The organism is Paenibacillus sp. SSG-1 (assembly GCF_002224835.1).
Lineage (GTDB): Bacteria > Bacillota > Bacilli > Paenibacillales > Paenibacillaceae > Paenibacillus_AQ > Paenibacillus_AQ favisporus.
This window is the reverse complement of sequence record NZ_MBRK01000001.1, coordinates 3,232,532-3,255,423: the sequence shown is the minus strand read 5'-3', so window position 1 is coordinate 3,255,423 and position 22,892 is coordinate 3,232,532. Positions and strand designations below refer to the sequence as shown.

Annotated in this window: 21 protein-coding genes; 20 read left to right on the top strand and 1 reads right to left on the bottom strand. The window is 51.0% G+C overall.

Features of this window, described 5'->3' with window-relative positions; translation table 11 throughout:
* The first annotated feature begins 179 nt into the window (after positions 1-179).
* The 6 genes from BCV73_RS15040 to BCV73_RS15015 all read left to right on the top strand — a co-directional run bounded on the left by BCV73_RS15040 (position 180) and on the right by BCV73_RS15015 (position 8,628).
* A complete protein-coding gene (locus BCV73_RS15040) occupies positions 180-1,622 on the top strand; it encodes a hypothetical protein (protein ID WP_089547742.1) in 1,443 nt (480 codons plus the stop codon).
* A 6-nt stretch (positions 1,623-1,628) separates the two neighbouring features.
* A complete protein-coding gene (locus BCV73_RS15035; RefSeq protein ID WP_143811871.1) occupies positions 1,629-3,074 on the top strand; it encodes a hypothetical protein in 1,446 nt (481 codons plus the stop codon).
* Positions 3,075-3,114: 40 nt separating this feature from the next.
* Positions 3,115-3,660, top strand: coding sequence for a YEATS-associated helix-containing protein (locus tag BCV73_RS15030; protein ID WP_218828144.1), 546 nt, complete (start codon positions 3,115-3,117; stop codon positions 3,658-3,660).
* Between the two features lie 431 nt (positions 3,661-4,091).
* Positions 4,092-6,689: a winged helix-turn-helix domain-containing protein gene (locus tag BCV73_RS15025; RefSeq protein WP_218828143.1), complete on the top strand. Its 2,598-nt coding sequence runs from the start codon at positions 4,092-4,094 to the stop codon at positions 6,687-6,689.
* A gap of 297 nt (positions 6,690-6,986) precedes the next feature.
* On the top strand, positions 6,987-7,679 hold the full coding sequence (locus tag BCV73_RS15020; RefSeq protein ID WP_218828142.1) for a hypothetical protein: 693 nt from the start codon (positions 6,987-6,989) through the stop codon (positions 7,677-7,679).
* Positions 7,660-8,628 carry an NAD(P)-dependent alcohol dehydrogenase gene (locus BCV73_RS15015; protein ID WP_089547738.1) on the top strand — a complete coding sequence of 323 codons (969 nt, stop codon included), beginning with the start codon at positions 7,660-7,662 and terminating at the stop codon, positions 8,626-8,628. Before BCV73_RS15020 ends, BCV73_RS15015 begins: the two co-directional genes overlap by 20 nt.
* Positions 8,629-8,649: 21 nt before the next feature.
* Here the strand turns inward: BCV73_RS15015 and BCV73_RS15010 are convergent, their stop codons facing one another.
* Entirely contained in the window at positions 8,650-9,489 is an 840-nt protein-coding gene (locus BCV73_RS15010; protein WP_089547737.1) for a helix-turn-helix transcriptional regulator, read from the bottom strand.
* 137 nt (positions 9,490-9,626) lie between these two features.
* Between BCV73_RS15010 and BCV73_RS15005 the strand changes: the two genes are divergently transcribed.
* From BCV73_RS15005 to BCV73_RS14950, 14 genes are all read left to right on the top strand, one after another.
* Positions 9,627-11,645, top strand: coding sequence for a beta-galactosidase (locus tag BCV73_RS15005; protein ID WP_089547736.1), 2,019 nt, complete (start codon positions 9,627-9,629; stop codon positions 11,643-11,645).
* Between the two features lie 114 nt (positions 11,646-11,759).
* The gene (locus BCV73_RS15000; RefSeq protein WP_076164415.1) at positions 11,760-11,942 is read left to right on the top strand and encodes a DUF2524 domain-containing protein; all 183 of its coding nucleotides are present in this window, start codon (positions 11,760-11,762) and stop codon (positions 11,940-11,942) included.
* A gap of 384 nt (positions 11,943-12,326) precedes the next feature.
* Entirely contained in the window at positions 12,327-12,932 is a 606-nt protein-coding gene (locus BCV73_RS14995; protein ID WP_089547735.1) for a DUF418 domain-containing protein, read from the top strand.
* A 60-nt stretch (positions 12,933-12,992) separates the two neighbouring features.
* A complete protein-coding gene (locus BCV73_RS35820) occupies positions 12,993-13,634 on the top strand; it encodes a serine hydrolase domain-containing protein (RefSeq protein ID WP_256992867.1) in 642 nt (213 codons plus the stop codon).
* A 116-nt stretch (positions 13,635-13,750) separates the two neighbouring features.
* Positions 13,751-14,488, top strand: coding sequence for a serine hydrolase (locus BCV73_RS35815; protein WP_343220538.1), 738 nt, complete (start codon positions 13,751-13,753; stop codon positions 14,486-14,488).
* A gap of 72 nt (positions 14,489-14,560) precedes the next feature.
* Entirely contained in the window at positions 14,561-14,911 is a 351-nt protein-coding gene (locus tag BCV73_RS14985) for an MmcQ/YjbR family DNA-binding protein (RefSeq protein ID WP_089547734.1), read from the top strand.
* Positions 14,912-15,043: 132 nt separating this feature from the next.
* Positions 15,044-15,172 (top strand): DUF6254 family protein, encoded by a 129-nt coding sequence (locus BCV73_RS35810; RefSeq protein ID WP_219845392.1) that lies wholly within the window; start codon positions 15,044-15,046, stop codon positions 15,170-15,172.
* Between the two features lie 256 nt (positions 15,173-15,428).
* Entirely contained in the window at positions 15,429-15,785 is a 357-nt protein-coding gene (locus tag BCV73_RS14980; protein WP_244169119.1) for a MarR family winged helix-turn-helix transcriptional regulator, read from the top strand.
* Positions 15,786-15,855: 70 nt separating this feature from the next.
* On the top strand, positions 15,856-16,674 hold the full coding sequence (locus BCV73_RS14975) for an SDR family oxidoreductase (protein WP_089547733.1): 819 nt from the start codon (positions 15,856-15,858) through the stop codon (positions 16,672-16,674).
* 48 nt (positions 16,675-16,722) lie between these two features.
* Positions 16,723-17,205: an anthrone oxygenase family protein gene (locus tag BCV73_RS14970; protein ID WP_089547732.1), complete on the top strand. Its 483-nt coding sequence runs from the start codon at positions 16,723-16,725 to the stop codon at positions 17,203-17,205.
* A gap of 269 nt (positions 17,206-17,474) precedes the next feature.
* On the top strand, positions 17,475-18,647 hold the full coding sequence (locus tag BCV73_RS14965) for a cation:proton antiporter (protein WP_089550261.1): 1,173 nt from the start codon (positions 17,475-17,477) through the stop codon (positions 18,645-18,647).
* Positions 18,648-19,112: 465 nt separating this feature from the next.
* Entirely contained in the window at positions 19,113-20,063 is a 951-nt protein-coding gene (locus BCV73_RS14960) for an ABC transporter permease (protein WP_089547731.1), read from the top strand.
* Positions 20,064-20,081: 18 nt separating this feature from the next.
* A complete protein-coding gene (locus BCV73_RS14955; protein WP_084203646.1) occupies positions 20,082-20,957 on the top strand; it encodes a carbohydrate ABC transporter permease in 876 nt (291 codons plus the stop codon).
* Between the two features lie 38 nt (positions 20,958-20,995).
* On the top strand, positions 20,996-22,636 hold the full coding sequence (locus tag BCV73_RS14950; RefSeq protein WP_089547730.1) for an extracellular solute-binding protein: 1,641 nt from the start codon (positions 20,996-20,998) through the stop codon (positions 22,634-22,636).
* Positions 22,637-22,892 lie beyond the last annotated feature (256 nt).

Genomic DNA, 22,892 nt, shown 5'->3' with positions numbered 1-22,892 from the left:
AAGGAAGCGGTGTTTTTTTATTCCATAAGTATATCGGTGAACCAGGATCCCGTACAGTTACTTTCGTCATATCCCGGTCATATGACAAAATGTACACTTCAGTCACTTATCGACAGCAAGGAATGCCCGTTATGATGGAGGCGTTGAGAGCATAACCGAATCGAAGGAGGAATTTAAAAGTGACGACGGTGAACACCAATTTAAACGGAACGGACGCTGGTTCAATCTTTGATCCAAATACGACGGATCCGGATAAGCTGAAAATGCAGGCGGACGCGATGCTGTTCGTATCTGACCTGCAGGTCAACCAGGTGCTGAAGCAGCAGTGGACTTCGCTCTTGGCCAATATCAAATCGAAAATCGACGAGAATCCCCCGGCCGGCAGCGACAAAGAGACCGTATATAAGGAAAAGCTTAAAATCATCAACAACTTTTTGGCGCAAAAAGGGTATGAAACCACTTCAGTGTATGTGCTTGAGCTAACCCGTACCGATTTTTACGAAGACCATGTGAAGGAAAGCGAACCGAATGCGGAGTCCGACCGTTTCGTCCAGGACATCCTGGCGAAGACCGCGCTTCTGGCCGGCTGGCAGGATGCGATGCAAAAGGCAACGGATACCGATACGTCAGCGCCGGATCAATTCCTGGCTCAGCACGGCTATAATTGTACCGCGAAGCAGGTCAACGCTTCTTTTAAGGCGATGCGGAATGTAGACATGAAGTTCTGGACAGGTATTTATGGCAATACGGTGATGACCACATCCGACGGCAAAACGGATACGGGACCCGTAGTCATTATTTACGACAGCCTCGACGGGATCTCGATTGGCAGCGATATGCTGGATAAAGATTTGAATAAAGTCACTTACAAGGACGGCATACTCAGCTGGACGAAGGATGACTTTACGGTGAATCATTCGGGTCAGCTGACATTCAGCCAGGTTACCCGGGCAGCCAAAGACGATAAAGATGCATACGTCGGCAATGAGTTTTTCGGTACGATTACGTATTCCAACAGCGACGGCACCGAAAAGAAGGAAAGCATATTTGGACGGATCGGCAAGCCGCCGGAAGGTTCTTCGGGCAGTCACGACGGAAATCGGAAATCGTGCCCTACTCCGCCATCCGTACAGCTGTCCGTCGTTGATAAAGCGATGAAATACCTCGGTTACTTTATGGCTGCGGTGTTTGTCGTGGATTTCATCGCCTCTGTACCTAAGCGGTTTAAGGCCATATCGGAATTCGTAGAAAAAATCAAAAAGCCGAACGAACCGAATAAACCGGAAGTCGAGAAGAAGCTCGACAGCACCAAAGAGGAAATCAAGGAATCCAGTGATCCGAAAGCGCTCGAGGAGAACGGTTCGTTTGTGGACAATATCGACAATGTGCAGCCGGAAAATTTCAACAATGAGCAGGGACTCGACTTCATTAATAACGAGCAGCTGCCGCCGGCAAGCGATGTTCAGGCGATGGAGCAAGGCATTGAAAACATGAACGAAAACGGAGAAATCAATCAAAACGAGGAAAATGTTCAAGAGGATCCAAATCCGGTTGACGATAAATTTAAAGGCAATGAGGAAAACGAATTTGAGGGCTTAGCTGAGCTGTTTGGGGAGGCGTAAATGGTGATGAGCAATAATGCGGTGGCGCAGGACCAGGCACGTTTTTGGCAATTGTTCGTTCAGGCGATATCCGGGCATCTGCCGGGCAGCGATCCGAAAAATTTCATAGCGGCGGCCGGGCGTGTGGACTCCCATCTCGGCAGCGACGAAGAGGTCGTCGCGCTGACGGACGCGTATAATGTAGGCAATACGATCCCTTCCTGGGGGTTAACGTGGAGCGGCGCGTTCAATAATAAGCTGTTCGATATTTACCAGCAATGGGTCCGGGATATCGTCCCTGCCGGCAGCGGCGATTCGGGAAGCGGCGGCTCGTCTTCCGACGGCGGCACGGCCGATCCGCTGGACACGCAAATCGAGGATCTCCGGTCGAAAATCGCGCTCCTCAGCAGCGACGTTTCCAAAATCAACCAAGGCATCTATTCGGACTGGCTGAACGAAGTTTGTGCGGAGCTCGACTCAACGGGAAAAGCGTGCAGCGTGTATTTTACCAACCCGCCGGATCCGACCTGGGCTAACTTCCGAACCCAGCAAATGGGAACCGAAGATTATAAGGCAAAGGTAGAATCGCTGCAAACGACATACGGCGCCCTGCTTGGCGGAATGACTGAACAGCTGAACGCTCTGCTGCTGAAAAAGTTCGGACCCGGCTACCAGGAGCTGGCCGATGCGACCGAAGCGGTCGCACTCGCCGATCCTTTCGAGCCTCATTCAGCGGATGAGCTGCAAAAAACGGCTCAGTTTCAAATGACGATCAAGGAGAACGATACGACAGCAAGTGTTCCCCGGTTTAAAACGAGCGAGCTTAAAGACGTCCGGCAATGGCTTATCAAGCAAAATGGCATCGCTACGAAGAACGGAGGTCCGCTGTTCGCAGAGCAGGCAAACGTACAAATCGCATTAAATGATCAGCAGCAGACCGAAAGGGACAGCTCATGGAAATTCAGTGCCAACGTGGGCATTCCCATCGACTGGTTCTGGCTTGGCGGAAGCACCAATGATTCCGGATCCACACAGTTTAAAGAGGATTATTCTTACGATATTCTGATCACGTATCAAGATGTGATTACCGTGAATATCAACCCGGGGGATTGGTTCTTCGAAGGACTGCTGTCCACGTATAAGGATTACACCAACTGGCCGCAGGGCAGTATGTTTGCAGGTAAACCGCTCTGGGGCGAATCCGGACTCATGAATATTGTCGTCAAGGGAGTTGTCCTTGGATACGCGCCTTACTTGAGATTCTCATCCAAAGACTGGACCAACACAACGACGCAAACCCAATGGTCTGCCAAAGCGACGTTTGGCATCGGCCCGTTCAACTTCGAGTCGGCGTCCGCTTCCGGTTCCGACTATAGCTCGATGACGACCCAGCTTCAGGACGGTTTCGAAGTTCGCGATACGAGCGGAATTCCGAAAATCATTGGTTTAATTGTGGATACCCCCAATGGATGATCCATCCACTCCGATACATGCTCCCTTAGCTTCATCCCCGATGCTGGATTCAGCCCCTATGGCCGTTCAGCAGCCGTCTTCCCAAGAGGCGGCTGCTCCCCAGCCAACGAAGGAGCCGCTATGGCTGATCAATGTCGATGCGGCGTTTAAGGTCGGCTGTCTTGTGGCATTGCTGCTGATCTTGTGGTATTTGGCACGCCTTGTCTTTTTTCAGGCGCTGTCGGAAGGAGAGATTTATTTTCTGACCATGACGCTGTGCGGGTCCGTTGGAGGTGTAACCAGCTTCCTGCTGGTTAAAAACACGGATACTGATACCGGGATGCACTTTAGGGACAATAAGTCGTTCTACCTGCTGGTCACCGCGGTGTTCTGCGGAAATATTGCTTCCTTTTCCGTACCGCTGTTGCTGAATTTCATTCAATTGGAGAATGTTATCAGCACGCAGGTACCGCAAATATTTGTATTCATCGGGGTGTGCCTGATCGCAAGTACGTTTTCCGCACGGATTATAGGCAGCATTTCATCCCGGATCATTAAATTGAATGAACAATCAACGATTAATATCAATAATGATAAGCAAGGGTAAAGCGTTAAGTGATAGGAGAGTGCTGGCATGCTGCGGCGCTCTTCTTTTTTTGTCTGCCGTCAGCATCACAGCGGATTCTAATCGGTTTTTAATCTTGTTCTTTTATAGTGTAGTGATACGAATGCTGGAAAGATAGCAGAGGTCATCGTCGTAGAACCATACACTGAAAATGTAAAAGCAGCCGTTTATCCGTTTAATTTTTAGTGGTGGAAACATCCGATTAAAGATATCATGATGGATATAAATCATAGAATGGGGCCATCTCGGATGCGGATTGATATGAGCAAAAATGGGTTGAACGAGGGATTATATCGATGAATATTCCGGAACTTCCTGTATTATCTACTAAACTATACATCCCGCAGCCACGAACGCGGCTCGTCAGTAGGCCGCGCCTGATTGAGCGGCTGAAGGCGGGGATAGGGCGCAAGTTGACCTTAATTTCTGCTTCCGCCGGCTTTGGCAAGACGACACTGATCAGCGAATGGGCTGCCGGTTGTGAACGGCCTGTCGCTTGGGTGTCTTTAGACGAAAGGGATAAGGATCGTCTGCGTCTGCTTACGCTCCTAGTCGCTGCGTTGCAGACAATAGAGCAGCATTTCGGAGAAGCCGTAATGCGTGCAATCCAATCCCAACCGCCACCGGAAGCCGAATCGTTGCTCACAATGCTGCTGAATGAAATTTCAACAATGCCGTTTGAATTCGTCCTTGTGCTGGACGATTATCATGCTGTAGGAGACAGGCAGATCGATCATACCCTCGCGTTCCTGGTCGAGCATTTACCGCCGCAAATGCACCTGGTGATCGCGACTCGGGAAAACCCGCAGCTTTCCCTCAGCCGGCTTCGCGCCGGCGGACATTTAACCGAATTGCACGACACGGACCTGCGCTTTACTGCAGGCGAAGCAGCCGAGTTCCTTAATCAGGTGATGGGGCTGCATCTGTCAGCAGAGGATATTGACGCGCTGGATCATCGTACCGAGGGCTGGATTGCGGGGCTGCAGCTCGCGGCTCTATCGATGCAGGGACGTAAGGACATTCCCGCTTTTATCCGTTCCTTCGCCGGAGACAACCGGTACATCGTCGACTATCTGGTCGAGGAGGTTCTTCAGCGTCAGCCAGCTGATGTCCGCAATTTCCTGCTTCAGACCTCGATTCTGGATCGGCTGCATGGCCCGCTGTGCGATGCCGTTACCGGCCAGAACGAAGGGGGAGATCGACTTCAATCGCTGGAGCAGGGCAGCTTCTTTATCGTGCCCCTGGATGACAGGCGGCAGTGGTATCGCTATCACCATCTCTTTGGTGAAGTGCTGTCCATACATTTAAGAACGGATCAGCCTGACCTCATTCCTGAACTGCATCGGCGGGCGAGTGAGTGGTATGGAAGGCACGGTTCCTACGCTGAAGCAATAGGGCACGCGTTGGCTGCCGAAGACTTCCCCCGAGCGGCGGATCTGATCGAGCAGGCTTGGGCACCCATGCGGAGGAGCAGGCAGGAATCCGCTGTGCTCGGGTGGATTCAGGCGCTTCCCAAGGAAATCATTCGCCATAGGCCCGTTCTCAGCGTTGAATATGCATGGGCGTTACTTGCCGTCGGCCAGGTCGAAGGGGCAGAGGAACGGCTGCGCGATGCCGAACGGTGGCTGGAGAATTCCTCATTGGATAGGACGCCGGAAACTTCAGCAACCGATATGTGTTACGTAGACGAGGAGGAATTTCGCCGCCTTCCGGGCACCATTGCCGGATACCGCGCCGCTTATGCCCAGGCCACGGGGGATATACCCGCCGCCATTTTTTACTCTAAGAGGGTCCGTGACCTCGTTCCGGCGGATGATCATTTAAGGCGCGGCGCGGCAGCCGCGCTCCTTGGTCTTGCGGCATGGACGAGCGGAGATCTTCAGGAGGCGTACCGGATGTTCAGTGAGGGAATGGCGAATGTCCGGCGGGCAGGGAACATCTCGGACGCGATCGGGGGCTCCATTGCTCTGTCCGATATAAACATAGCGTTGGGGCGGCTTCGCCAAGCCATGGATATCTTTCAGAATGGATTACTGCTTGCTGCGGAGATGGGTACTCCTGAAACACGGGGCACAGCGGACATGTACGTCGGAATGAGCGAGCTAAGCCGGGAGCAGGGGGACTTGGACGCCGCTATGCAGCATCTGCATAGAAGTCAGGAGTTGGGTGAGCCAATGGGACTGCCCCAATATCCGTATCGCTGGCGGGTAGCTATGGCGCGTATCCGGCAATCGCAAGGAGACTTGGATGGCGCGCTTGAACTGCTTCAAGAGGCTGAGCAGCGGTATGTCGGTGATTTTTTTCCCAACGTGCGTCCGATATCGGCCTTGAAAGCACGCGTGTGGCTCGCTCTGAATAGATGGAGTGAGGCTGCGGAGTGGGTACATGAGCAGGGTCTCTCCACAACGGATGACCTGCACTATCTGCGCGAATTTGAGCACATAACCCTGGCCCGGGTACTTTTGCACCGGCATCCAAGTAACCTTGCACCTATTCAGGAAACGTTGGATTTCCTGGAACGCCTGTCCCAAGCAGCGGCAAACAGCGGAAGGACGGGGAGCCAGATCGAAATTTTGATCCTTCAAGCCCTTGCTCATCACAGCCAGGGTGACATGTCTTCCGCACTTGCATCGCTGGAACGAGCACTGACACTGGCAGAGCCGGAAAGGTACGTTCGGATGTTTGCAGACGAGGGCCAACCGATGGCCGCATTGCTGGAAGCAGCATGGAATGGAGGGATCTGTCCAAACTATGTGCGGCTTCTTCTGCTATCCTTTGGCAAGGAGGGAAGCGGATCGGCTGCGAAAAAGGCAGTTGGAGAGCCGCTGAGCGAACGGGAGCGGGACGTGCTGCGTCTGCTTAAAACCGATTTGAGTGGGCCTGAAATCGCGCGAGAGCTCCATGTCTCGCTGAATACGCTGCGAACTCATACCAAAAACATTTATGACAAGCTTGAGGTGAACAACCGTCGGGCAGCCGTTAGGCGCGCCGAAGAGCTTGATGACTTGTGACATAGCGATTTCCGTATAGCTCCGGACCTGGAAGAAGGAATAAGCCCAGGATCGGGGCTCTTTTTTATTTCGCTTACTTCGAATGAATATACCGTGACCATCTAAAATCACCACATCTGGTGATGCCATCTCACCACATGATCCTGTATCTTCAATTTAGGAACGGAGCTGCACGATGAAAGGAGACTGACCACGACATCAGATCAATAAAGCACAAGAAGGCTGACAGTAAATATACCGGAGTGAACAGAACTTGCTAATCGTCGACAAGAATAAAAACAAAAAGGAGAAAACGATATGAACATCACAGCTTCTCACGTCATTCGTTGGAGCGGTTTATCCGCCATCTTGGCGGGCATTCTTTTTATCGTCATCCAGGCAATTCATCCGCCTGAACTTCTATCATCCGTTACCACAATGGCTTGGGCCATCGTCCATTACTTGACCCTCGCGATGTCTCTGCTCGGACTGCTCGGCATAACCGGAATTTATACAAGGCAAGTCCATGCAGCCGGGTGGACCGGATTAGTCGGTTTTCTCCTGTTTGGTCTCTTTTGGACGGCTACAACGGCTTTCACCTTTGTAGAAGCTTTTGTTTTACCGGTTATCGCTGCGGATGCACCGAGTTTCGTGGAGGGGTACTTAGGGATTTTTGCCGGATCATCAGCCGTGTCCAACCTTGGCCTCCTGCCTGGAGTAGCACCTGTAGGTGGTGGGCTGTATGTGCTCGGCGGTCTGCTGCTTGGCATCGCTACGTTCCGCGCCGGGATTCTCCCGCGCTGGACAGCTGTTCTGTTGGCTTGCGCCGCTGTGTCGACACTGGCTTCATCACTGCTTCCACACCCGCTGGATCGGATATTGGCGGTCCCGATGGGAATCGCTCTCGCAGGTATGGGTTATGCGGTTTGGTCAGAACGGAGTCTTGAAGCAGCGCAGCAACGGGTCCGAAACCAACACAGGGGGAGAAAAAATGAGAGCCATCGTAAATGAACAATACGGACCTCCACATGTGCTTCAGCTCAAGGAAGTGACCAAGCCGGCCCCTAAAGCCGGCGACAGATTAATCAAGGTCTACGCTACAACCGCTGCAGCAGGAGATTGGCGATTACGCAGGGCGGACCCTTTTCTGGCAAGACTGTTCAACGGATTATGGAGACCGAAGCGCATCCGGATTCTCGGATTTGAATTGGCCGGTGTGGTCGAATCCACGGGATCAAGCGTTACCCGCTTCAAGCCAGGGGATGCCGTCTACGCAGCCTGTGGCAACAGCTTTGGGGCATATGCGGAATACAAATGCCTGCCCGAGGAGGGGAGCGTTGCGCTAAAGCCGGAGAATATGACGTTTGAAGAGACGGCTGCCGTTCCGGTTGGCGCCCTCACTGCGCTCCAGTTTCTCAGAGAAGGGAAAATAAAAAGCGGCATGCGCGTACTCGTATATGGTGCTTCAGGCAGCGTCGGGACGTATGCCGTGCAGCTGGCAAAGCACTTTGGAGCGGAAGTCACCGGAGTATGCAGCGCTTCGAATGCAGAGCTGGTGACGTCAATCGGAGCCGATCGGGTTTTGGATTATACGAAACAGCAGCTGCCTAATGACGGCCCGCCTTACGATATTATTTTCGACACGGTGGGAAAAAGCCCCTTTAGTGTATGCGTCAAGCTTCTGGCATCAGACGGTGTCTACCTTCGGGCTTATCATGTGAACCCGGTGATCATCGTTCGCGGGCTGTGGGCCAGCTTGACGAGCAGCAAGAAGGTGATTGGCGGAAATATGAAGGAAAACGCGGAAGATTTGGTGTTTCTGAAGGAACGGATCGAAGCGGGTCAGCTCCGGGCGGTTATCGACCGTCGTTACCGGCTGGAGCAAGCCGCCGATGCACATGCCTATGTTGAGCAAGGCCACAAGAAAGGCAACGTAGTTCTAACCGTCTGTGAGGATTGAGGCGTCTGTTAATAACGCGCATCACTTGACGTGAACACCACGAAGTTCCCGAAACTGCTCTGGCGTCATGCCTTCGTTTTTGCGGAAACGCTGAATAAAGTACGTACTGCTGGCGAATCCGACCGTCTCCGCGACCTTTTTCACGGTCCAACCGGTTGAAATCAGCAGGGATTTGGATTGAAGAATACGGCATTCGTTCAAAAATTCGATCGGCGTTTTGCCGAACAAACCGTGAAACTGCCTGCTGAAATGGGAGGGACTGTACTCTGCCTGGCTCGCCATTTGCTCGAGCGTAAGGGGCTGATGGCTGTGAGTGCGAATCCACTGCGCCGTCTCCATCAGCTTGGTGCGCATCCCCGGCTGAGGACGTTCTTCCGAACCGTCTACGTACATGATGAACTCGGCAAGCATCTCGTACAGCATCGCGGACAACCGCGCTTCGCCGTCTTGCAGCGGGTGAATGCCGGTGGCCAGGAGATCCGACCACAGCCGGTCAAGCCGGTCCGCGCCCTCCCACGAAAATACCCATGCCTCCCGTTCACCTCTCCCTTGAAGTAACGTACGAAGACCAGGACCCGTAAAATGAACCCACCGGATATCCCAAGGCTCGTCTTGATCGGCATAATACCGCTGGGGAACACCGGGGCCGCATAGAAAGCCGGTACCTTGGCCAAGTTCCAGCATAGTTTCACCGACTTGAATATATCCTTTACCGCCGCGGACGATATGCCAGTTATAGGTGGAGAGTCCGTGCGTCCGGTTTTCACTGTGTGACGGCTCATCTGCATAATGCCCAAACGATTCGGGATAACAAATGAGGTTTGTAAAGCGCGGGCTCGGAATAAAATAATTGATTCTCATATCTCAGCTTCCTTTTAGCATAATTGTTATACGTGATTATCAAAATCTTACGATTTAAGCCTTATATAATTAATAATATAATGGGTCCAAGAAGATGTATTCAAGCAAAATAATGATACATATTGGAGGAGATACCCATGTATTTCGGCGTGGATTATTACCCAGAGCATTGGCCCGAAGAACGTTGGGCCGTCGATGCCCGAATGATGCGGGAAGCGAATATCAACATTGTCCGGCTGGCGGAATTCGCCTGGGCCAAACTGGAGCCGGAGGAAGGACGGTACGACTTTGCATGGCTCGACCATGCCATTGAAGTGCTCGCAAGGGAAGGGATCAAGATCATTTTGGGAACACCGACGGCGGCGGCTCCCAAGTGGCTGATGGACAAATATCCGGATATGTACCCCGTCGATGTCCATGGACTGACCAAAGGCTTTGGTACACGGAGGCATTATTGCGTTAATCATCCGGTGTATCAGAAGTATTCCGCAACCATTGCCCGGGTCATGGCCGAGCATTACAAAGACAATGAGCACGTTGTTGCTTGGCAGATCGATAACGAATTCGGCGGTCCGTGCTACTGCCAGAGCGATCTGCATGCCTTTCGGATCTGGCTCCGCGAAAAGTATGGGACCGTCGACAAGCTAAATGAAGAGTGGGGAACCGTGTTCTGGAGCCATACTTACCGCAGCTGGGAAGAAATTATGCTTCCCACGTATGCCGCAAGCGACGGCTTCAGCCAAGGCGGTTCCGGCGGATTGATGTCTACCCCATATAACCATAATCCGGGTATGCAGCTCGATTACCGCCGATTCTATTCCGATTCGACGGTCGCCTATCAACGGCTCCAAATTGAAGAAATTCGTGCATGCAGCTCCCTGCCGATCACCCATAACTTGATGGGTCATTTCAGCGAGATTGATTACTTCGATTTAGGCAAGGATCTTGACTTTATTTCTTGGGATAACTATCCGAATAATATGTGGGGCAAATCTTCGCCTCTGACCGTGGCCATGGCCCATGATCTGATGCGCGGCATCAAAAATCAAAACTACTGGATGATGGAACAGCAGAGCGGTCCGTGCGGCTGGCACTCGTTGGGCGATACGCCGGAGCCGGGACAACTCCGTTTATGGACCTATCAGGCGATCGCGCATGGAGCGGATGCCATGGTCTATTTCCGCTGGCGGGCCTGCACGGTTGGCATTGAACAGTATTGGCACGGCATCCTTGATCATGACGGCGTCGGCCGGAGACGGTACCGGGAGATCACCGCGATCGGACATGAACTCAAAGAGCTGTCACCCCTGTTTGTAGGGGCCGCCAACAACAATACCGTAGCCCTCATTAAAAGCTATGATCAAGTGTGGAGCCACCGCGCTCAGCCTCATAACCGGAACTTCAGTTATGAAGCTCTGCTGGCAGGCTACTACGATGCAGTTGCCGGGCAGCACGTCGGCGTAGACGTGGTCAGCGTGGAAACTGACTTTACGCCGTACAAGCTTGTTCTGATGCCGGCATTCAATTTGATGACGGAGGAGATCGCAGACAAATGTGAGGCATATGTGGCAGGCGGCGGTTCGCTGCTCATCACGTTCCGGTCGGGAACACGTACATGGAATAACCGCATGACGACTTTGACACTGCCTGGCTTGTTCCGGAGACTGGCAGGCGTTGAACTGGAAGAGTATGACTCGGTTAATTTCGGCCGGACCGTATCCGTGAGAGGACAGTTCGGGGACGGTACCGCTTCCATGTGGTGCGATGTGCTTAAGCTGGAAGGGGCTGAGAGCCTCGCGGATTATGAGAGTCATTATTACAGCGGAACACCGGCAGTTACTGTTCACACCTATGGTAAAGGGAAGGTTTATTACGTCGGGTGCGACCTGGATGACCGGGCGATGGAGAGCTTGATGAAGCTGGTTCTGGGAAGGGAGGGCGCTGTCCCATCCTTGCCCCAAAAATATGATGGAGTCGAGGCAGTAGAAAGAGAAAAGGATGGCAAACGCTACCTTATGCTGCTGAATCATCGCAGTGAATCCGTTGAGGTAGAACTGGGGAGCACGTATATAGATGCCCTGAGCAAGCAAACCATGGAAGGCCGCATTCTCCTGGAACCTTACGCCGTGCATGTGCTTTTAAACCAAGGGATCTAGAGTGTGATGCGTAAAGGAACATAACCCATTTCTACGCTGCCCCCATTCTGAATAATTTCGGGTGAATCCTCCATAATAGGGAAGTACATCCAAGAGAAAATGGAGGAAAAGCATATGCTCGAAAACCTGGAAAGTAACTATGACTGCAGCAATGCCGGGGAGGATTTGCATCAGCTGAAGCAGGAGCTCGCCTCGCTCCGGGGCATGGGCAAGGAAGACCCCAAGACGCAGGAAGATATTAACCGCCTCGAGAATCAGATCGCATTTATTATGAACAAATGTGACATTAATCATTAGTTTGGCAGCAGCACTCCTAAACCCGGTATGTATCTATACCGAGTCGAGGGGTGCTTTTTTTCATGAATTAAGCTTGCGGAAAATACATCGTTTGCGGCACCCGGCATTGCCGTGATTAAAGACGGTCGTTCCTATTAGGGATGATCGTCTTTTCGTATGAGGAAATGATTCCCTTACTAAAGTGTAAGGCATATGTAAGGCTTTCTCTATTCAAATCATTTTCAAGGAACCGGATTTTATATTTTCATTTCACCGGCAAAGGCGAGGGGGGACAACGCGGTCGTTCTGTTCATAAGGCGGCTTGCCGCGCTGCTGGTCTTCGGAGTCGCTCATTTTATTTTTCAACCGGGAGAAGCGCTGCATGTTTATGCTGTCATCGGCTTTTTGTTGATTCCGTTTTATAACCGAAAGCCTGCTTTCAATTTCGCCGCAATGCTGGCCGCTCTTGGGCTGAGCCTCGTTCTGGGTGAATATGCCGTAACGCTAGCGATGTTTTTGCTGGGGCTTTTACTCGGACAAATCGGATTTTTTATGAGGATTGACGAATTTGTGCCCCAATTACGGCTGACGGCATGGGTCTGCCTCGCACTGACTCCGGGGGCGATTTACCTGCAGTACAGAACATTCCCGACGAGCTGGTATGAAGAAGGAGCGAATGTAGCCGGCTTGGTCATGGCAGCCTTCTATGTCTCGACTTTTCTGCTTTTGCACCGGAACCGGCGCATTCTGCAGTTGCTGAAACCGTTGGCTGCTTTCGGCCGAACAGCATTAACGAACTATCTTGGCCAAACAGCCATCCTTGTGGTGATTCTATTCTTGTTTGATCTGAAGCAGAAGGTCAGTGTGTCGGAAACAACTCTCATCGCACTTTGCATCTATACCGTTCAGATTCCGCTCAGTTCCTTCTGGCTCAAACGGTTTCGTATGGGGCCTATGGAATGGCTATGGCGGCTGCTGACTTACGGTAAAAGGATACCCATCAGAAAATAAGTAAATCGCAATCGACACATGAAGCCAGGCAGATGTCAATGAACTAGGGAGAGAAAAAGAATGAACGCATTGAAATCATGGATCAAAATGGGCTTGTTATTACTTGCAGCCGTTATGACAATCAGCAGTATCGCTCCAGGAATCGTGTGGGCGGAGTCAAACGAAAAGATCCGGAAGATCGAACAGTATGTTAAAAACCAGCAAAGCATCAGTAAAATACCTGGAATCTCTTTGGTGATTGTCGAGAAAGGGGAGACGGTGTATCAAAAAGGCTTTGGATACGCGAACGTAGAGACGAAAACTCCCGTAACATCCGAAACCTTATTTGAACTCGGTTCGACGACCAAAGCTTTTACCGGTTTAGCGATTTTGCTGCTGGAGAAGCAAGGGCTGCTGCATCGGACGGATGATGTTCAAAAATACATCCCATGGTTAGAGTTAACTTATCACGGTGAGCCGCAAAAGATAACGATTAACCAGCTGCTGCATCATACCAGCGGCATCCCCTCCAATACGATCACCCGGATCCCTGAAAGCAAAGCGGACAACGCGCTTGAGCTGACGGTAAAAACATTGCAGGGCCAGACGCTGAACCGAAAGCCGGGGAGTTCCTTTGAATACGCAACGATAAACTACGACGTGCTGGGCCTAATTATCGAAAGGGTCTCCAACCTGCCCTATGATCAGTACATGAAGCAGTAAATTTAAGATCGGATTGGCATGACTAGCTCGTTCGTAGGTGTACCGTCGACTCAACCAGACCATATGGCTTCCGGCTATAAAATCAGATGGATGAATCATAGGCATTTACATCTCCGATTTATCGGGGCAACACCCCTGCGGGTTATATCGTCAGCAATGCGAATGATATCGCGAAATGGATCAAGCTCCAGCTAAAGAGCGCTCCTGAACAAGTCATCGATCCCAAACTGATTGAAGAGTCGCACAATCCGGACAAGTCGGTAAATCCTTTTGACCAGAATACGTATTATGCCAACGGATGGGCTGTCATGAGAAAAAGAAAGGAACAAGTTATTTTTCATGCCGGTGAGAATCCGTCATTTACGTCGTATTTTATTTTACAGCCGGATCAACAGATGGGTGTGGCGATTCTCGCCAATATGAACACGAGTTTCACAACGGCAATTGGACAAGGCGTGATGGAATTGTGGAAGGGGCAGACTCCGGCGGAGAATCATACCGACAGCTATCAACTGCTGGATCGCATCGTGAGTATCCTCGAAATCATCGTCGTTTTATTCGGTGTATTATGGGTTGCCCTGTCAGCTCGAATCGTCAGAAAGCTTGCCGTTAAACAACGCAGGAGAAGTCCTTTAACCGGAAAAAGAAAGCTGCTGCTGCTCATCCATATTTGTATGGTTGCTGCCGTTCTAATATTTATAAGCATGCTGCCGACGATCCTGCTTGGAGGATTACCTTGGGCATTCATTCATGTATGGGCGCCGACGTCTATTCCTGTATTTCTTTATAGCATCGTCACGGCGAGCATCTTTTATTTTATCTACGGATTGCTTCTACTCTTCACAAAAAAATGAAAAAGTTTTGACGCTCGATTATAATAAGAAAAAAAGTCGAATTGTAAATAATCAAGCATGTGAGGGAATCCGATGACGATCGATGAAATCATTGAATACTGTCTATCCTATCCGGCCTGTTATGAAGACCATCCGTTTGGAGCAGAATGGACCGTAATCCGCCATAAAGGGAACAAAAAGAGCTTTGCGCTGATTTTTCATCACAACGATCACTTGTGCGTAAATTTGAAATGCGAACCGAGCCGGGCCGATTTTTTGCGCAGTGTGTTCCAAGAAGTGACGCCGGCGTATCACATGAATAAGGAGCACTGGAATACGGTGATTTTGGATGGGGACCTCCAGGATGATGATATCCATGAGATGGTAAAGCACAGCTATGAATTGACGAAGCCCAAGATCCGATTAAGAAAGGCTAAACAATGAAGTGCGCTGCTTGAACGCCGTCATGAGTTGTTCCGGGATTGAGACTGTTTCTTTTCACGAATGAACAGGGCCATGGAATGACAACATAAGGAAGTGGTATACAACTCACTTTTCCAGAGGAGGATATCTGTCATGGCTCACCAGAAAAGAAGAAATGAAGCAGCCTGGAAGTCACGCAAGCAAGAACAGCATCCCCATGGCAAAATCAAATCGCTGAAGGAATTGTCCAGCGAATATGATGAGGAGCATACTGCGAAGTAGGGAAGAGGAGACTGTACGGGCCAATGTCCGGCAGTCTTCCTTTTTGTCCACGATGGCAATAAGGCACTAACGGGCCATTGCTCAAAATGTGCAAGTCACTTCACATTTCCAGTCTTTACAAGTTGGAAAAAGTGTATTATATTTGTTTGTGCAAACATTAATTTGAACATTGAATCGAGGCAGCGACATGTTGGACACTTATTTTAAAGAATGCTTATATTTTACAGCCAATCGCCTCAGCAGGATTATTACCAAGATGGCCGAAGATGAATTTGCACCAAGTGGACTAAACCCCACTTCTGCATTTCTGATGCTGACGGTGCTGGAGAAGGACGGCATTTCCCAGAAGGAAATCGGCCAAAGCCTCCATCTTAAGCCTTCCACCATTACGCGGCTCATCGAGAGCCTTCAAGCCAAAGGACTGCTCAGCAGCCGCCAGGACGGCAGAATGTCCTTGATTTACGCAACAGACCGGGGAAGAGAGATGGAGAGTCAAATCCATGAATGTTGGCAAAAGCTGCGGCAGCGTTATAACACGATATTAGACAGTCAGGACGATGAACTCTCGCTTCAGCTGAACGAGGTAAGCAACCGCTTGGAAAGTGCCGAATGACATGAGCATTCGGTTTTTCAATCGCACAACATTTGCTTGTGCAACTAAATAAAATATTGGAGGAGATTGAATGAATCAGCCGGTTCTTATCGTAGGTGGTACGGGGAAAACAGGGCGTCGGGTATCAGAGAAGCTGCTGCAAAAGGGAATACCGGTCCGTTCCGGATCACGTTCCGCTGAGCAGCCCTTTGATTGGAGCGATTCGTCCACATGGGAGCCTGTACTGCAAGGGACAAGGGCAGCGTATATTACCTATTATCCGGACTTGGCCGTTCCAGGTGCTGCTCAAGCGATCGGTTCGTTCGCGAGATTGGCCGTAGAAACCGGCGTGCGCCGATTAATTCTTTTGTCCGGCCGTGGTGAGGAGGAAGCCCAGCGGAGCGAACTTGCGCTGGAGAATTCCGGCGCCGACTGGACGATCCTCCGCTGCAGCTGGTTTTGCCAGAATTTCAGCGAGAGCTTCCTGTATGACATGGTACAAGCGGGAGTGGTAGCACTGCCGGCAGGAAGCGTGAGAGAACCGTTCATTGATGCAGACGATATTGCAGATGCAGTTGTCTCGGCTTTGACAGATGACCGGCATATCGGGCAGCGGTATGAATTGACGGGTCCGCAGGCGATTACTTTTGCGGAAGCTGCGTCCTTGATCGCTCAAGCCTGTCAGCGGAATATTCGGTATGTCGAGCTTACTTCCGAACAATTCCTATCCATGCTTACCCAACAACAAGTACCTGAAGAGTATATAACACTGCTGTCTTATTTGTTCTCCACCGTGCTGGATGGCAGAAACGAGATTCCGGCGGATGGCGTGAAGCAAATACTAGGAAGAAAGCCAAGGGATTTCTTCGACTTTGCACGGCAAGCGGCTGCAGACGGAGCTTGGGGTTAAAACAGCAGTTTATTAAAGTGGTCCATCAAATCGTAGGAGGACATATCCGTGGTGAATTTTTTATATTATCTGACCTTCGCGTCTACGTTAGGATCCGGATTGCTGGCCGGCGTATTTTTCACCTTTTCAGCATTCGTGATGACGTCGCTTTCCCGGCTTCCAGCAGAGCAGAGCATATCTGCCATGCAGTCGATCAATTCGACGATACTGCAATCGTTGTTTATGCTCGTTTTTATGGGGACCACCATCCTAAGCGTCGTTTTGGGCGTTGCTTCGTTCTTCAAATCGGGGAACCATAGCGCGGTCTATGTCATCATTGGCAGCTTGTTTATTTTTGTCGGAGTGTTTCTGGTAACGGCCATCTTCAATGTCCCGCTTAATAATTCTCTAGCAGCTGTAAGTCCGGGGGCTGCCGAGGGAGCGCAAGTATGGAGTGATTATATTGCCGGCTGGGTACCCTGGAATCATGTAAGAACGATTTCCTCCATCGCTGCGCTGATTTCCTTTATGATCGCTGTTCGTAAATGGTAATCCTGTTCACATCAATGCAATTCCGGGATGATAGAGGTTAAACAACAGTTTATTCTTTGGTGGCAGATTGCATAAATGCCTCAAATCATGTATAATATAAGAAATTCATACATCGGAACACTGGAGGAGCCTGTCACGACAGGCTCTTTCTGCGTTTTTATAGGAGAGCCCTGTCGTTGACGGGCTCTTTTTGTGCTTTTTTCCGGATATGGATGGCTGAATTCAAGGCTGGTCACAATATATTCATACTCGAAGGAGGCGCTTAAATGTTGGAAATTATGCTATACTTGGCTATTATTTTGCTCGCTACCAAACTGCTTGGGGACTTGTTCGTCAGGCTAGGTCAGCCTGCTGTTCTAGGAAAGCTGCTTGCTGGCATTCTTATCGGTCCCGCTGTGCTTGGCTGGATTCATCCAAATGAATTTATATCCATTTTCTCTGAAATCGGCGTACTGCTGTTGATGTTTATGGCGGGTCTGGAAACCGATTTGGAACAGCTGCGAAAAAATTGGAAGTCGGCGTTCGCCGTAGCGGTTGGAGGCATTATACTGCCGTTTATCGGCGGCTATGGAGCCGCATCTGTTTTTGGCCTGAGCAATAACCAGGGACTATTCCTGGGCTTGCTGCTTTGTGCCACTTCGGTTAGCATATCGGTTCAGACGCTGAAAGAAATGGACCGGCTGAACACAAAGGAAGGCACGACGATCCTGGGTGCAGCGGTTGTGGATGATGTCATCGTCGTCGTCCTGCTGGCTGTGATGATGAGCTTGCTTGGCACCGGTCACGACATCTCCCTTGGCCTGCTCATTGGCAAAAAGCTGCTGTTTTTTATCGTTGCCATCGTTGTCGGTTGGCTGGCCGTCCCTTGGTTCTTGAAGTTATTTGCACCTCTGCGCGTAACAGAAGCCGTCATCAGCGGAGCGCTTATCGTTTGCTTTGCCTTATCGTATTTTGCCGATCTCATGGGGGTAGCAGCCATTATTGGCGCTTTTGCGGCGGGCATCGCCGTTTCCCAGACTCCTTTCAAGCATGATGTGGAGGACCGTCTGGAGCCGGTGGCTTATTCCATCTTCGTCCCCGTATTTTTTGTCAGCATCGGTCTCAACATTACGTTTGAAGGTGCTGCTAATCAACTGCTGTTCATGGGCGTCATTACAGTCGTGGCCGTTCTGACCAAACTGCTCGGAGGCGGGCTGGGCGCCAAGCTCACCGGGTTTAACGGCCGTTCATCTCTCGCGATCGGGTCGGGAATGATTTCTCGCGGAGAGGTAGCTCTCATTATAGCGGCAACAGGTCTGGAGTCCGGACTGCTGCAGCAGAAATACTTCACCTCCGTTGTCATTGTTGTGATTTTGACGACGCTTATTACGCCGCCTTTGTTGAAGATGTTTTTTTCGGACGGAAAAAAGAGAGGAAACCAAGCGTCAAAGGAGAATGGATAAATGGAACCTGCATCGCATGGAAGATAACTTTGGAGGTCCCCTAAGGAACTTGATAAGGCTTAAAATGTTGGTCACAAAACGATCCCCGCTTGTTGAGCGGGGATCGTTGCGGTTGGAATCAGGATGACCTGAAGCAGCTGATAATATCTAATTCATATCGTGCTGGCCGTTCAGTCAGGCTGCTATTACTATAATCTTAGAAAATCATTGTCAGATTTCCGACTTTTCCCCGGTATTATCATCCTTCGCTCCGGTTTTCCACGTTCAAGGAAGCCGGTATTCTTAAATATGTAAGCACTTCCATTCTGGAAGGCAGCGGCGGAACAGGAATCGGTGTGCATCCCGCAGACCGCCGTTCTTGCAACGAATGGATTGGCGCAACTGGCAAATTCACAAGCGGCAAGTGTACAACCGGGAGAGGTAAATGCGGATTGCCGGAGCAGAAAGAAGGATGGAGGAGGGACGATGGAAATCGTTACTGCGGGAATTCCCGCTAGAACGGAAAAGCCGCGAAGGCGGCTGCTAATGACGATATGGAAATACAAATGGCTGTACGCCTTGCTGCTGCCTGCACTGGCCTGGGTCATTGTGTTCGATTACTTGCCTTTGTACGGCATCAGCATCGCGTTCATGGACTACAACGTCATCCAGGGATTCGGGGCCAGTAAGTGGGTGGGTTTCGCACATTTCCGGGAGCTGTTTGCGTCGGAGATGTTCCTGAACGCTTTTCGCAATACACTGCTTATCAGCCTGTACAAGATGATCAGCGGATTTATCTGTCCCATTTTGTTAGCGCTGTCGCTAAACGAAATTCGGACCAAGTGGTTCAAGAAGACGCTGCAGACGGCCGTCTATCTGCCGCGTTTCGTGTCCTGGGTTGTCTACGGCGGTATCATTACGCTGCTGCTTTCGCCGGAGACCGGCGTGATCAACAAAATCGTCGAGTGGTTTGGCGGCAAACCCGTATATCTGCTCGTCGAGCCTGCGTATTTTCGGATCATTCTCGTCGTCACCGATGCCATGAAAGAGATGGGCTGGGCAGCGATCATTTATTTGGCCGCCATCGCCGGGCTGAATCCCGAAGTGTACGAAGCCGCGGTGATGGACGGAGCGACGAGGTTTCAACGCATCATCCACATCACGCTCCCCGGCATATCGAGCACGATTATCGTCATTTTCATCCTCAGGGTCGGCTATCTGATGAGTGCCGGGTTGGACCAGGTGCTCAACCTGTACAACCCGATGGTGTTCGAAGTTGGCGACATTCTCGACACCTACATCTATAGGGTAGGCATCGAGCAGTTCAGCCTCAGTCTCGCGGCGGCGGCAGACGTCATCAAGGGAATCATCGGCTTCGCCATGGTGCTGATCGCCAATCAGATCGCGAAGCGAATCAATGATTCCGGCATTTTCTGACAAAGGAGAATCCGAATCGTGAAGCTCACTCGAGGCGAATCCATTTTTATCGCTACCAACTATTTCGTACTGTCGCTCATTACGCTCATTATCATGATTCCGTTCTGGTATGTTCTATGCGTGTCCGTAACGCCATACTCGATCTTCAGCGAAAAGAACGGTCTGGTGCTGTTTCCGACATCGCTCAGCTTCGATTATTTCGCCTACTTGCTCAAGAAGGGATCTCTCATCTATAACGCTTATGGGGTGACGATCCGTAATACAGCCGCCGGTGTCCTGCTAGCGCTTATGCTCACGGCTGCGGCTGCTTACTCCCTGGCGGAGAAGAAGCTGCCCGGCCGGCGGATCATCATGCTGATCTTCGTGTTCACGATGTTGTTCAAGGGCGGTTTAATTCCGACATATATCACGATCAAAAATTTAGGTCTGCTGAACACGGATTACGTACTGATCTTGGTCATGGCCTATAGCGCCTTTAATATGATCATTATGAAATCCTTCTTCGAAGGTATTCCAGACAGTCTGAAGGAATCTGCTGCAATTGACGGGGCATCCGAGATCAGGACGCTGCGTTCGATCGTTCTCCCGATGTCGATGCCGGTCATTGCCTCGATCGGCTTGCTCTACATGGTGACGTACTGGAACGATTTCTTCAATGCGCTTCTGTATGTCACGGACTGGCACAAAGCGCCGGTGCAGCTCGTATTGCGCACCATCATCGCGAGTTCCAGCCTGCCGCCTGAATTGCTCGAAGCGGCAGGGAGAACGCCGCCGCCCACGATCGGAATCCAGATGGCGGCCATTGTCATCGTAGCGCTGCCGATGATGGTTCTGTATCCGTTCATTCAGAAGTATTTTGAACAGGGCATGCTGATCGGTTCAGTTAAAGGGTAATCAACCATTTAAGTGAAATTACAGGGGGATGTCTGTATATGTCAAAGACAGTTAAACATTGGGGTTACGGCGTACTCGCCGCCTTTCTCTTGGGAACGCTTACGCTGTCGGGATGCGGCAGCAACAACGATGGAGGCGGGAGCGCAAGTCCCGAGCCGGGAAATCCGTCAGGTACGTCTGAAGCGACTGCGGAACATTCGCCTTACGAGCTGAAGTGGCTGAAGGCACAGGATATTTCACTGCCATATGACCCTTCTAAGGACGCGGTGAAACAAGCGATCGAGGCCAAGCTGAATATTAAGATCATCCCGGAGATGGTCGATGTCCAGCAATACAAAACGAAGCTGAATCTGAAGATGGCGAGCAGCGACATTCCTGACGTGACGAAGATCGATTTTGCCGATGACTTTCAGAAATACGCGCAGCAAGGCGCTTTCGTTGATCTGACCGACCTCATTAACGAAAAGGACACGCCGAATATTATGAAGGAAGTACCGCCGGATGTGTTCGAGCAGGCGAAAGTGAACGGCCGCATTTACGGGATTCCGTATCAGGGCGGGCCGGGGGCGGGGTATCGCTGGGACTTGGTTATGCGTAAGGACTACGTGGAGCAGGCAGGCGTACCCGTCCCAAAGACGCTTGACGAATATTATAACCTGCTGAAAAAGGTCAAGGAGCAGCATCCCGAGGTCATTCCGCTCGGCGGTTATACGTCCCAGATCGGACAGGTAAAATTCGCGAACAATTCCTTCGACAACGTGTTCGGCGCGTTCGGCGTCACACCCGGTTTTTTCACAGAGAGGGATGGAAAATTCAGCAACTATGACATCGATCCCCGGATGCGGGACGCGCTGCTGTTTCTGCAGAAGATGTACAAGGAAGGGCTTATCGACAAGGAGTTTTCAACGATTAAGGAAGAACAGCTGCGGGCAAAGATTTTCAGCGGCAAGGTGTTCTCCTGGATGGGCTGGTGGTCGACGGCCAGTGATTACGACACGCAGATCGAGACCAATGAGCTGATCAAGAGCGGCAAACTGGCCAAGGACGGTTCACTCCCGAACCAGGCTGAGGAGCCCTTCAAATACTTGACTTTGACCGGGTCACTGCTGGGGACGGACGGTACGGCCGTTGCGCCAATGGGGGCACCGTTCTCGCAGATGAATGCCATTAGCGCAAAAACAAAAGATCCGAAGCGCGTACTGTCGATCATCGAGGATTCGCTATCCGAGGAGAACGAGATGTTGACCGTCTGGGGCATTGAAGGCGAAGACTATTCCCTCGTAGACGGGAAGCTTAAGACGAACACGACCCTCGTCGACCCGAAGACACAGCAGGATCCCAATGGCAACTTCAGAGGCACGCAGAGCTACCTATTTGCTCCTGGCCTGAAGGGCTGGCCGCATTACCTTGAGTCGCTGCCGCTGCGGTTCTCCGAAGCACTCGGAGTCGCGATCAACAATGAGCATCAAATCACCGACGCTTCCAATTACCTTGAATCGCCGACGAAAATCGCCAAGCTGACAGAGCTGGATACGATGCGTGACTCGGTATTCACCCAAATCATTATGGGTGCCGACATCAAAAAGTTCGACGAATTCGTAGAGAAGTGGAAGTCGCAAGGGGGCAATCAAATTTTGAGCGAGTTAGAAGCTTCCTATCAGAAAAAAGCAGGCAAGTAAAAACGTGAACTTCAGCAGCCTTCCTGGTGTAATCCGGCCATGCCGGAAGCATTGGGGAGGTGCTTTGCCGTTTGAATAGAGAACGTCTCGGTTTCAGGGGAACGCAGCGGGTAAAAGCCGCCAGCATCTCACGATATTGCAGGAAATTTAGGCGGAGAGAGGGAAGAAGCTAAATAAAGCGTACGCCTCCACGATGATTACAGATTGTGATTTACTTGGAGGTTAAAGAAAACAATTTGGCAAGGGAGGATTTGGT

Excerpts from the sequence above, each read along its gene's own strand:
- BCV73_RS15035 (WP_143811871.1), top strand. The coding sequence starts at position 1,629 with ATGAGCAATAATGCGGTGGCGCAGGACCAGGCACGTTTTTGGCAATTG.
- BCV73_RS15030 (WP_218828144.1), top strand. The coding sequence starts at position 3,115 with ATGCTGGATTCAGCCCCTATGGCCGTTCAGCAGCCGTCTTCCCAAGAG.
- BCV73_RS15020 (WP_218828142.1), top strand. The coding sequence starts at position 6,987 with ATGAACATCACAGCTTCTCACGTCATTCGTTGGAGCGGTTTATCCGCC.
- BCV73_RS15015 (WP_089547738.1), top strand. The coding sequence starts at position 7,660 with ATGAGAGCCATCGTAAATGAACAATACGGACCTCCACATGTGCTTCAG.
- BCV73_RS15010 (WP_089547737.1), bottom strand. The coding sequence starts at position 9,489 with ATGAGAATCAATTATTTTATTCCGAGCCCGCGCTTTACAAACCTCATT.
- BCV73_RS15005 (WP_089547736.1), top strand. The coding sequence starts at position 9,627 with ATGTATTTCGGCGTGGATTATTACCCAGAGCATTGGCCCGAAGAACGT.
- BCV73_RS15000 (WP_076164415.1), top strand. The coding sequence starts at position 11,760 with ATGCTCGAAAACCTGGAAAGTAACTATGACTGCAGCAATGCCGGGGAG.
- BCV73_RS35820 (WP_256992867.1), top strand. The coding sequence starts at position 12,993 with ATGAACGCATTGAAATCATGGATCAAAATGGGCTTGTTATTACTTGCA.
- BCV73_RS14985 (WP_089547734.1), top strand. The coding sequence starts at position 14,561 with ATGACGATCGATGAAATCATTGAATACTGTCTATCCTATCCGGCCTGT.
- BCV73_RS35810 (WP_219845392.1), top strand. The coding sequence starts at position 15,044 with ATGGCTCACCAGAAAAGAAGAAATGAAGCAGCCTGGAAGTCACGCAAG.
- BCV73_RS14980 (WP_244169119.1), top strand. The coding sequence starts at position 15,429 with ATGGCCGAAGATGAATTTGCACCAAGTGGACTAAACCCCACTTCTGCA.
- BCV73_RS14975 (WP_089547733.1), top strand. The coding sequence starts at position 15,856 with ATGAATCAGCCGGTTCTTATCGTAGGTGGTACGGGGAAAACAGGGCGT.
- BCV73_RS14960 (WP_089547731.1), top strand. The coding sequence starts at position 19,113 with ATGGAAATCGTTACTGCGGGAATTCCCGCTAGAACGGAAAAGCCGCGA.
- BCV73_RS14950 (WP_089547730.1), top strand. The coding sequence starts at position 20,996 with ATGTCAAAGACAGTTAAACATTGGGGTTACGGCGTACTCGCCGCCTTT.